This is a genomic window from Parafrankia colletiae (assembly GCF_001854655.1).
Lineage (GTDB): Bacteria > Actinomycetota > Actinomycetes > Frankiales > Frankiaceae > Parafrankia > Parafrankia colletiae.
Genome location: NZ_MBLM01000094.1, coordinates 1 through 1,453, shown reverse-complemented (window position 1 = coordinate 1,453; position 1,453 = coordinate 1). Strand labels below are relative to the sequence as shown.

Below are 1,453 nucleotides of genomic sequence, written 5' to 3'. Positions count from 1 at the left end.
GTCCTGCCGTTCTTCTTCGGGATGTGGATCCGCTTGACCGGGCTCCACCGATAGCGCTCGCGACGCAGCGCCTCGATAATAGTGTCGATCTTACGTAGCGACATCCCGTCCACGGTCTCCCCGGTGACCCCGGGCGTCATCGCCCCCTTGTTGGAGTAGAGGCGCCCGTAGGCCAGAAGATACAACTGCGGGTTGAACAACTGCCGATACAGTCTTTCCAACGGCAGACCGCGCCTGCCGCGCTCACGCAGGACACCCAGCACCGTTTCGGCGCTTTGCATTACGCAAACCTCCCGATTCCGAGTGTCCGATCACCTGGTCCCCTTCGCCCTGATTCCGRCTCTCCCGGACTCCTCGGCCGGGCGTGACTCCGGCGACTACTACGGGACCTCCGTCGCCGTAGGACTCGCGTCCCGTAGGCGATCCCATGTTCGTCCTGGTTGTACGTGACAGCGTGACGTAGGCGTCCCACTCATTCCCTTGAATGCCCTCACTGGGCATCGCTCCGCACCCCGGAGGTTACCCCGGCCATGRCATCAGACCAGGGCAGGATGCGGCGTCGGCTTCGGACGTCATTTCCGACGGATGCGACCTTCCATCTCCTGGGAATTAGGATTCAAGCAATCCAGCCTTCGCCATATCACGCGGGTTCCACGGCGCGCCGCCTCCAACGCCTGAGCACGGCCACCGCTTCAATGGCATGCTGCTGTCCCCTTCACCTTTCGGATCCAGGTAAGCCATCGAACCCAGGAACCTCCCTCCGAGTTCCTCCCGGCTGAGCCGGGGATACAACCAGGCGCCTCATGGCGCACTGCCACCGGTCGCTGGCTTGGACCGCGTCGGGAAGGACACGGCGGACCGCTTCAGCGTAGGTTCCGGAGCCGTCCCGRCAGACCACCTCCACGCCGGGGTGGGCACGTAGCCAGGCCTCCAACGCGTCGGCACCACGGTCGGGCAGGACGTCGACGCGGCGGCGGGTCTGCGCGTCGATGAGGATCGTGGCGTAGCGGCGCCGGCGGCGCAGCGCGAAGTCGTCCACGCCCAGCACCCGTGGCGCCGTGACCGGCGGGAGTGGCAGACGGAGCAGGCAGCGCAGCGCGGTCTGCACCGACAGGCACACCGTCAACGCGGACAGCACCCGCACACTGCCGCGGCCGGCTAACTCCCGGACGACCGCGCCGATCTGCGCGGCCAGCCTCGGTGTGCGCCGCTGGTAGCGTTCCAGCACTCCGGGTAGCTGCTCGCGGAACGTCTGCCGGCACCCGCGTGTGGGGCACACCAACCGGCGGACCCGCACCCCCAGAAGCACGCGGCGCGCGTCGAGCGCCATGTCGGCTACCGTCCGCTCGGCGTAGCTGTGTACCCGCGACGTGGGCACCCCGCAGCCCGGACAGGCGACCGCCACCTCCGGTGTCCGTGCCCGTACCCGAACCAGCCCGTCTTCGTCCGACAC

2 pseudogenes are annotated in these 1,453 nt (G+C 67.7%); both read right to left on the bottom strand.

The window, feature by feature from the left end:
• A pseudogene (locus tag CC117_RS10220) lies at positions 1 to 281 on the bottom strand (maturase); the annotation flags it as partial.
• A gap of 533 nt (positions 282 to 814) precedes the next feature.
• Positions 815 to 1,453 (bottom strand): annotated as a pseudogene (locus CC117_RS10215) (ISL3 family transposase); the annotation flags it as partial.